Origin of the sequence: Nocardioides sp., from assembly GCF_029937575.1 — a bacterium.
Classification (GTDB): Bacteria; Actinomycetota; Actinomycetes; order Propionibacteriales; family Nocardioidaceae; genus Nocardioides.
In genome coordinates this window covers 1-8,807 of the sequence record NZ_JAPYPS010000107.1, presented here as the reverse complement: position 1 = coordinate 8,807, position 8,807 = coordinate 1, and the positions used below count along the sequence as shown (strand labels likewise).

Genomic DNA, 8,807 nt, shown 5'->3' with positions numbered 1-8,807 from the left:
ACCACCCACCACCCGACCAATGGATCCGACAACGACCCAGAGCCGGGCCCTGACCTCCAGCCACGTCCGTGGCGCCCGGCGCCGTTGCGCTCTCCCCGTGCGACGGCAGCTGTGGGTCCGAGGGTCAGGTGCTCGACCGGCTCCTGGCGGACGCGAGGTGAGTCACTGTCGCGTCCAGCAACGTCGCGGCCCGTGCGTCGAACGAGTGCGCCGCGACGACCCGCTCCGCGACGGTGCGGCGCTCGTGCTCGTCCGGCCAGGCGTCGTACGGCGGCCGCGCGAGACCGGCAAGGTCGTCGGCGCCCTGCCAGGTCGGCTGCGACGACGCGCCCACCTCGGCGAGCACGTCGGAGAGCCCGGCCACCGGGTCGGTGAGCAGCCGACCGCCGACGGCGAGCACGTCGAAGACCCGGTTGGAGACGAACCCCTCGGCCGCCATGTCGGCGTGGTGGTCGTTGAGCACGACCCCGGCGGAGGCGTACGCCGCGGGCAGGTCCTCGTTGGCGATCCGGTCGGACGCGGAAGCGACTCCGTGGTCGGCCCAGCCGGTCCCGATCACGGTCACCCCGATCCCGGCCTCCCGGGCAGCCGCGACCACGGGGCGCATCCCGCCGCGGGCGTTGCCGACGAAGAGCACCCCCGCCCCGGAGTCGGTGGCGCCTGCGCCGGGACGGAACCTGGTCGCGTCGGTGCACTGCAGCAGTGGCGTCGCGCCGTGCCGGGCCGCCCAGGTCGTGGACGCCGCGAACGCGCTGTCGAAACCGGCAAGCTCCTCGGTAGTGACGTCCTCGGGGTGGCTGATCACCCACAGGAGGTTGACCGCCCCCGGCGCCGGAGGCACTCGCTCCAGGCCGCGCAGAGTGAGCACGACGTCGGTCTCGGCCCGCGTCGCGCGACCGCGGGTCTCGGGGTGGTCGATCTCGACCCACTGCCCGAGCCGCCGCAGCGCGGCCGCCAGCGACGAGGCGAAGTGCCAGTCGCCCCACCGGCGTCCGATCGGGGCGGCGCCGGCGGCGATGTCGATCGACCAGCGCAGGGACGGTGCCCCCTCAATGACCTCGACCGTCCGAGCACGTCTCTCCAGGGCCGCCCATGCCTCCTGCGATGTCGAGCCGACATCGACACCGACACCGACCGCCCACGACGATGTCACCAGCACCGACGACCCGTCGGTGTGCGGCAGCCGCGCCTCGATCCCGGCGAAACGGTCGGGCAGCACGACTCCGTCGAGCGCCTCGATCGCCGAGACCGGATGTCCCCGCAGCACGGGTGCGGCCACCAGGAACGATTCATCCAGCAGCACGGGCTGGGCCGCCACCACGCCGGGCCGGTCCAGCGCAGCGAGCAGCGGGGGGAGCCAGCGCCACCGAGGCGGCTCGAGGTCGGGGTCGATGCTCACCACGGGCGTGCCCCACGACATCGACCAGTCGCCGACGACCACGCGGGGCTGGTCGAGCGCGACCGCGTCCAGGATCCGGCGTACGTCGGTCCGGTCGGTCAGCGCGACCACGCGCACCTCGGGCGCGGTCCGGTGCAGGTGACGCAGCCACCGCACGGCGCGGCGCACGTCGTCCGTCGGGACCCGGACCTCGGCGGTCGCCTCGTCCACGGCTCGGGGGAGGGGTGCCGGGAGGAGGTCGTGCGGGTCATGGTCGACGAGCCAGTCCTCCAGTGGGCCCAGCTCGTGGTCGTAGCGTGGGTGCGGCGCCCGGGGCGGCCGCACCCCGGCGGCTGCCTGCGAGACGTAGTAGGACAACGGGTCGGGGGCGTGGCGGCGCCAGGCGCCACCGGGGTAGAGCCACAGCGGCTCGAAGAGCGGGTGCGGCGAGCCGTCCCCGGGAGCAGTGACCCACGAGGCGGCGGCCTCCCCGCGGGAGTCGAACGACTGCCCCGAGACCGCGGCGTACCACCGCTCGTCGAAGAGTCGGCTGCCCGCGACCAGCGCGGTGGCGTCGTCTCGGCTCAGCACGGGTCCTACCGTAGGCGCATGCCTGTGCTGGACGACGTGGTCGCGCGGATCCTCGACGGTGCGCGCCGTCCGGCTGTGGTCGTCACCGACCTCGACGTGCAGGTCGACGTCGTGGACACCGTCGTCCGGCGCATCGGCGAGCCACTTCCCGAGCACCAGCTCCGGATGGTCCTCCTGGTCACGCGCAACGCCGAGACGCTGCGCACCGACGTCTCGCGGATCGGAAACCTGCGGTGGTCGCGGATGGTGGGCTGCGTGCTCGCCGAGGCCGACGCGGTGGCCACGCTGCGGGCACACCCGTCGTGGCCCGGGATCGACGACCTCGACGCGCGTCTCGAGCAGGGCGCGGCCACCACCCGGATCGACTTCCGGAGTCGTCTCGAGGTCGCTCCGGTGCTGCTCGCCCTCGCGCGCTCGGTCGCGGCCCCGGTGCTCACCGGGCCCGGCGGCCTACGCGTGGCCGGCGCCGTCGCGCCGCCCGCCGACCCGACGTACGTCGGCTCCTACGACGTCGAGGACGAGCGGCCCCCCGACGTCGTCCTCGGCGACCCCGACCCGACGACACTCCCGTCCAGCCCCGTGCTCGGCCGGGCGCCCACCCGGGTGGGGGTCGGCGAGCTCGACGTACCCCTGGACGAGGCCGTCTACAACCCGATCGGCTTCCGACGGGAGTGGACCCGGGGGATGGTCGACCTCCCCGCCGGCACCCGCCTCGACGTCGCCCTGGTGCGGGGACTCCGCGACGCGCAGGGTGCCCGGCTCGCCAACGGCCATGACCCGCGCCTGGCGGCGGGTCTGGCGATGTGCGGCATCCCCACCGAGCAGATCGAGGACCCGGCCGAGCGCGAGCGGCATTCGGTGCGCACCCGTCGCGCCGCGCTGACCACCCACTCCACGCTCTTCTGGCGCGCCCGTCTCGCCGAGCGGGCCGGTGTCCGTGTCGACCCGTTCCCGGCCGCCGTCTCGGTCACCAGCAGCGGCGACCCCGACGAGGACACCGACCTCCAGCTCGCCCTCCACTACAGCGGCGCCGACCTCGTGGTGATCCCCGACGACGCGACCGGCCCCACCGAGACCTACGTCGCCACGCCCCCGCCCGGCTCACACGCCCACCGCAGCGACCGCACCCCCGACGAGATCGTCGCCTCGGGCGGCCTGGTCTACGCCACCCGCCCGAGGAGCGTCGGATGAGCCGGTACGACGACCAGCCCCGCGTCCGCCGCAACGAGTGGGGCGCGCTGGAGGTCCCCGACGTCGGTGGTTGGGAGCCCTCGCTCAGCGTGAGTGTCGTGATCCCGGCGTACGACGCCGCGCGGCTGCTGCCCGTCGTGCTGGCCGGGCTCGCCGCCCAGTCCTACCCCGCGCACCTGCTGGAGGTCGTCGTCGTCGATGACGGCCCGGGCATCCTCGCGCTGCCCGAGGCGCGCCCGGAGCGCACCCGCATCGTGCGCGTCGACAGCGGGTGGGGCCGCGCCAACGCCTGCCACCAGGGCGCGCTCGTCGCGGAGGGTGAGGTGCTGCACTGGCTCGACGCCGACATGCTCACCGAGCGCACGGAGGTCGAGGCGCAGCTGCGCTGGCACCACCTCGTCGATCACGCGGTGGTCCTGGGCGACAAGTGGTTCGTCGACCCGACCCCCGCGCTCGATCGCACGCCCGGGGACGTCGTGGCTGCCGTCGCCGCGGACGAGCTCGGCTCCTGGTGGGCTCACGAGGAGCGCACCCCGCACAGTTGGGTCGAGGAGATCTACGGCCGCACCGACGACCTGCGCGAGGCTGGGTGGTACGCGCTGCGCACCCACACCGGTGCCTGCGCGTCCGTACGACGCGACCTCTACCTCGACGCGGGCGGCATGGACATCACGCTGCGCCTCGGGGAGGACATCTCGCTCGGAGCCAGGCTGGCCGAGGCAGGTGCCTTCTTCGTGCCCGACCGGGAGGCGATCAGCTGGCACCTCGGCCCGACCCACGTGATGGGCCGACGTGAGCAGGTCAACGCCTACAACGACCCGTTCCTCGCCGACTCCTCGCCGGTGCTGCGCGCCAAGCGCTCACCGGGACGGACCTACTCCGTGCCCTACCTCGACGTCGTCCTCGACGCCCACGACGTGGCGGCCGAAGACGTGGGTGACGTGACCGCGACCGTCACTGCGGTGCTCGCCTCGACGCTGCACGACCTGCGGGTCACGATCCTGGGCGACTTCGCCCAGCTCTCTGACGAGCGGATGTCCGTGCTCGACGACCCCCACGTCGCCGCGCGGATCATCCGCCAGACCTTCGTCGGCGACCCCCGGGTGCGTCTACTCGACGACCTGCCCACCGGCCGACCCGACACGCCCTTCCGGCTCACCCTGCCCGGAGCCCGCTTCGCGCCGCGCCCCCAGGCGCTCGAGGCGCTGCTCCTCCACCTCGAGCACACCCACGACGGTGTGCGGGCGATCGCGCTCAACGACGGGACGCACGGCGTCCTCACCCGTACGGCGGCGTACGCGCGGGCGCAGCGAGTCGCCGAGCCCGGCGAGGATCTCGGCGCCGTCGTCGCGCAGATCGCCGGGGTGGCCGAGATCACCGGCCGGAAAGCCGGGTTCGTCAGGTCCTCCGAGGCAGCCCCGATGACCTACCCCGTCACCGGTGGGCGTCCGATCGACGAGGAGGCGGCCTGGTCGCGGATCGACGACCAGCTCGGCAAGCGGGGGTACGCCCCGCGGGAGCCCGTCGATGAGTGATCACACCACGCCCGCCGTCCCGCCGCCGGTGGCGAACTTCCTGACCCAGGACCCGGGCGCCGTCGTGCTCGGCCCCGACACCGCGCCTGGCCGGGTGCCTCAGGTCGCCGTGCATGCCAGGGACGTCGCCTCCCTCCGCGATCTGCCGTGTCCCCAGGGGCTCGCCTCGCGGGTGATCGGACTCTTCCTCGACGAGGGCGCCACGGCGCCCGCGCTCGTCGCCCGACCGGAGTGGCCGACCCTGCGTTCCTTCCGCTCGCGGCGCGCCAGGGACGGCTGGTGGACGGTGCTGCGGTTCGCTGCCGCGGTGGACGTCGAAGCCGTGCTGGGGGAGCTGGCAGCCCAGTCGACCTGGGGCGTACGCCGCCCGGCAGCGACCGACAGGCCGGAGGCGACCGCGCCCGACGTACGGGTGATCAACCCGATCGGCTTCCGCGTCGACGCCGAGGAGCCCGTGCTCGACCTGTCCGTGCTCGACCTGTCCGGGATCGGCCTGTCCGGGATCGGCCTGCGCGGCGCGGTGACGCCCGCCGTCGTGCGTGGTCTGCGCGACGCGCTCGGCGTGCGCGTGGACCGCTGGGACGACACGACGGACCGGACAGTCGAGTCGCTCTGCCTGGCCGGCGTGCCGGTCGTCGTCGACCCCGCGGTCGACGTGCCCTCGAGCGCCTCCGTGCCGGCACGGTTGCTGGGCGAGGCCGATCTCGCCGACCCGCTCGCCCGCGAGGAGCGCAGCCTGGAGCAGCGCCGTGCGGCGTACGACGCCGTGGCGGTGCGCGCGGGCACGATCCAGCCGTCGGTGAGCATCCTGCTCGCCACGAGGCGCGCCGACATGCTCGACTTCGCCCTGGCTCAGGTCGCCCGTCAACGCGACGTGGCGTCGCTGGAGCTCGTGCTCGCCCCGCACGGGTTCGACGTCGATCCGGTCCGGGTGCGCGACGCGGTGGGGGAGCAGGTGTCGGTGGCCGTGGTGCCGCAGGCCGCGGACACGCTCTTCGGTGACGTGCTCGAGGCCGCCTCTCGCGCGGCGGGCGGGGACGTCGTGCTCAAGATGGACGACGACGACTGGTATGCCCCCGACGTCGTCTCCGACCTGCTCCGTGCCCGGGGCTACTCCGGGGCCGAGATGGTAGGGATGCCGGCCGAGCTGCACTACCTCACCGAGCAGGACCTCACGGTCAAGCGCGGGCACCCCACCGAGCTCTACGCCCGTTTCGTCGCAGGCGGGACGATGCTGGTCGACCGGCACGCCCTGCGCGCGGTGGGCGGCTTCCGGTCGGTCAGGAAGTTCGTCGACGCCCAGCTCATCGACTCGATCCTGGCCGCCGGTGGTGCGGTCTATCGCACGCACGGCCTGGGCTACGTCCTGCGGCGCAACCCGAGCGGGCACACCTGGCAGGTCGACCTCGACTACCTCCTGGATCCCCGGCGCACCGTCGCCACCTGGCCCGGCTTCCACCCGAGCAGGCTGCTCGAGGCCGACGTCGACCACGTCCCTCGGCCCGGTGGAGCGCGAAACCGCTGACCTTCTCGGTTACCGTGACTGCCCAGCGCTGTCCTCTCCCCTCAGCATCCCGTCAGCATCCCGTCTCGGGATCCCGCCCTCGAAAGGTTGGTCATGGCCCCGGCCGTCGTCTACTTGCACATCGGCTCACCCAAGACCGGCACGACCTACCTGCAGGGCTCGATGTGGGCCAATCGCGCGGCGCTGCGAGCCGATGGTGTCCTGCTGCCCGGCAAGTCCCGGTCGTTCGTGACCAACGCGGTCAGCGACCTGCTCAAGTGGCGTCCCAGCAAGGGCGCCCTGCCCCCCGCCTGGCAGCGGCTGGTCGAGGACGTCGACGCCTGGTCGGGACGCTCCGTGGTGCTCTCGCACGAGCACCTGCACAAGGCGACCGCACGTCAGTTCCAGGCGTTGGCGGACTCCTTCCCCGGTGCGCGGATCGAGGTCGTCCTCACGACGCGTGACCTCGCTCGCTCGGTGCCGGCGCAGTGGCAGAGCTCCGTGCGTCAGCGCCACACGTGGACCCTCGGTGAGTACGCCGACGCCGTCAGCGCCGTGGCGCCCGCCGAGGCTCTCACCGGGGCCGCGGAGCACTTCTGGCGTCGCCAGGACTCATCCGGCATCGTGGCCCGCTTCGTCGACCGGGTCGGACTCGACCAGGTCCGGATCGTGACGGTGCCTGCCTCGGGAGGCGACCCCGACGAGCTGTGGTGGCGCTTCGCGCGGGCCTGCGACCTCAGCCGGGAGACCACGCGACCCGGTGCGGTCAGCCACGAGTCCTTGGGGGCCGCGTCGGCCGAGGTCATGCGACGCCTCAACGGCAGTCCCGCGGTGGAGGCCTTGACCCTCGCCCAGTACAAGAAGTCGATCAACCACGTCCTGTCGCGTCACGCCCTCGCGCCACGGCGCGGGCAGGAGCCGGGGCTGGTGCTGCCGGAGCAGCACCGGGACTGGGCCGAGCGCGCTGCCGAGCGGATGATCGAGGAGCTGGCTGCCACCGGGGTCGAGGTGATCGGCGACCTTGCGGACCTGCGGCCGCGTCCGTCGTCCAAGCCCTACGTCGACCCGGCCCTCCTGCCTCCCGAGCAGCTCCTCGAGGCGGCGCTCGACGGGATCGGTGGGATGGCCAAGGAGTACGTCGACCTGCGGCGCGAGCTCGACTCCGCCCAGCCGAGCGGTGCCAAGAAGGCAGTCAAGAAGGCGGCCGCCGCGGCGCAGGCCCAGGTCGCTCGGACCCTGCCGTCGGAGCCGGTCGGCGGTGCCCCGGCTCGTCCCGCCGCCGTCGAGCGGGTCCTGCGCCGGCTGAAGCGCTGAGGAGCTCAGGCGCTGCTCAGTCCCGTACGGCCGCCGCGAGGCGGCGCACGATCTCGGTGAGGCGCTCGGGGCTCGTGGCGATGTTGAGGCGCACGTGCCCCGGCAGGCCCGGGTGGTAGTCCTGGCCGGCTGCCACCTTGACGCGTTGCCGCTCCAGGGCGAGGGCGGCCGGGTCGTCGTGCCCGTAGGCCCGCAGATCGATCCACGCGAGGTACGTCGCCTCGAGGGGTCGCATCCGCGCGTCGGGCAGCTCGGACGCCAGGAGGTCGACGAGACGATCACGCTGGGAGGAGAGCCGCGTGCGCAGCGCAGCGAGCCACTCGTCGCCGTGGGTGTAGGCAGCCACGGAGCCGGCCACGCCGAGGACCGACCAGGAGTCGTTGCGCGCCATCGGCGCGGTCGCCAGGGTCTGGGCCAACCGAGGTGACGCGGTGACGAGCTGGGCGCACTTCAGTCCGGCGGTGTTGAAGGCCTTCGAGGCCGCCACCACCGAGACCGTGTGCTCAGCGGTGCCCTCGATCGACAGGTAGGGCACGTGCTCGGCGCCGTCCAGCACGAGCGGTGCGTGGATCTCGTCGGAGACGACGAAGCCCCGATGCCTCTCCACGACGTCGCGGACCCCCTCGAGCTCGCCTCGGGTGAACACCCGGCCCCACGGGTTGTGCGGCTGGGTCAGCAGCAGCGCCGCCGCTCCCTGGGCGAAGTGGCGCTCCAGCAGGTCGAGGTCGAGCTCGGCCCGCTCCGCGTCCGGGTCGACCACGAGATCGAGGCGTTCGCGGCCCGCGATCGCGGCCATGTCGAGCTGGGGGGTGTAGCCGGGGATGGGCATCACCAGTCCTCCCGGGCCCACCGCGACGTCCAGCGCCAGGCGGACCCCCGCGGTCACGTCGACTGTCGGCAGCACCTGCGCCGGGTCGACGTCGTGGCCGAACTGCCTCGCCGCGAACCCGGCGTACGCCTCGCCCAAGGGGCCGCCCGCGCCGGGCGCGGGGTAGCCGGTCAGCCCGGTGTCGATCGCGTCGCGCAGGGCGGCCCTGATCGGCTCGGCGACCGCATAGTCCATCTCGGCGACCCACGCGGGGAGCACGTCCTGCTCGACCTCGCCCCACTTGCAGACCAGGGCGGCGCGGGCCTCGGCGTCGGTCAGGTCACGGAGCAGGTCGGTCATCCGCCGAAAGTACCCGGGGCCGTCGGCGTGCCGATCAGGCCGGTGCTGGTGTCGGTGGTGTTGCTGGCGGTTGGTGGGGCCGCGCGCGTAGCCGACCTGCTCCCGCCGTCAAGGATCGCCTGCGGC

General features: G+C 73.6%; 6 protein-coding genes. 4 read left to right on the top strand and 2 right to left on the bottom strand.

Annotated elements, in window-relative coordinates:
- Positions 1–124: 124 nt before the first annotated feature.
- The gene (locus tag Q1K33_RS20065; RefSeq protein WP_300406594.1) at positions 125–1,969 is read right to left on the bottom strand and encodes a hypothetical protein; all 1,845 of its coding nucleotides are present in this window, start codon (positions 1,967–1,969) and stop codon (positions 125–127) included.
- An 18-nt stretch (positions 1,970–1,987) separates the two neighbouring features.
- Between Q1K33_RS20065 and Q1K33_RS20060 the strand changes: the two genes are divergently transcribed.
- From Q1K33_RS20060 to Q1K33_RS20045, 4 genes are all read left to right on the top strand, one after another.
- Positions 1,988–3,160, top strand: coding sequence for a hypothetical protein (locus Q1K33_RS20060; RefSeq protein WP_300406592.1), 1,173 nt, complete (start codon positions 1,988–1,990; stop codon positions 3,158–3,160).
- On the top strand, positions 3,157–4,695 hold the full coding sequence (locus tag Q1K33_RS20055) for a glycosyltransferase family A protein (RefSeq protein WP_300406590.1): 1,539 nt from the start codon (positions 3,157–3,159) through the stop codon (positions 4,693–4,695). Before Q1K33_RS20060 ends, Q1K33_RS20055 begins: the two co-directional genes overlap by 4 nt.
- A complete protein-coding gene (locus tag Q1K33_RS20050; RefSeq protein ID WP_300406588.1) occupies positions 4,688–6,220 on the top strand; it encodes a hypothetical protein in 1,533 nt (510 codons plus the stop codon). The genes Q1K33_RS20055 and Q1K33_RS20050 overlap by 8 nt, the downstream gene beginning before the upstream one ends.
- Positions 6,221–6,313: 93 nt before the next feature.
- Positions 6,314–7,513, top strand: coding sequence for a hypothetical protein (locus tag Q1K33_RS20045; protein WP_300406586.1), 1,200 nt, complete (start codon positions 6,314–6,316; stop codon positions 7,511–7,513).
- Between the two features lie 16 nt (positions 7,514–7,529).
- Here Q1K33_RS20045 and Q1K33_RS20040 read toward each other — a convergent pair whose 3' ends face one another.
- Positions 7,530–8,681 carry an aminotransferase class I/II-fold pyridoxal phosphate-dependent enzyme gene (locus Q1K33_RS20040; protein WP_300406584.1) on the bottom strand — a complete coding sequence of 384 codons (1,152 nt, stop codon included), beginning with the start codon at positions 8,679–8,681 and terminating at the stop codon, positions 7,530–7,532.
- Between the last annotated feature and the right edge of the window lie 126 nt (positions 8,682–8,807).

Bases quoted from the DNA above. Each gene is read 5' to 3' on its own strand.
- Q1K33_RS20055 (WP_300406590.1), top strand. From the start codon at position 3,157: ATGAGCCGGTACGACGACCAGCCCCGCGTCCGCCGCAACGAGTGGGGC.
- Q1K33_RS20045 (WP_300406586.1), top strand. From the start codon at position 6,314: ATGGCCCCGGCCGTCGTCTACTTGCACATCGGCTCACCCAAGACCGGC.
- Q1K33_RS20050 (WP_300406588.1), top strand. From the start codon at position 4,688: ATGAGTGATCACACCACGCCCGCCGTCCCGCCGCCGGTGGCGAACTTC.
- Q1K33_RS20060 (WP_300406592.1), top strand. From the start codon at position 1,988: ATGCCTGTGCTGGACGACGTGGTCGCGCGGATCCTCGACGGTGCGCGC.
- Q1K33_RS20040 (WP_300406584.1), bottom strand. From the start codon at position 8,681: ATGACCGACCTGCTCCGTGACCTGACCGACGCCGAGGCCCGCGCCGCC.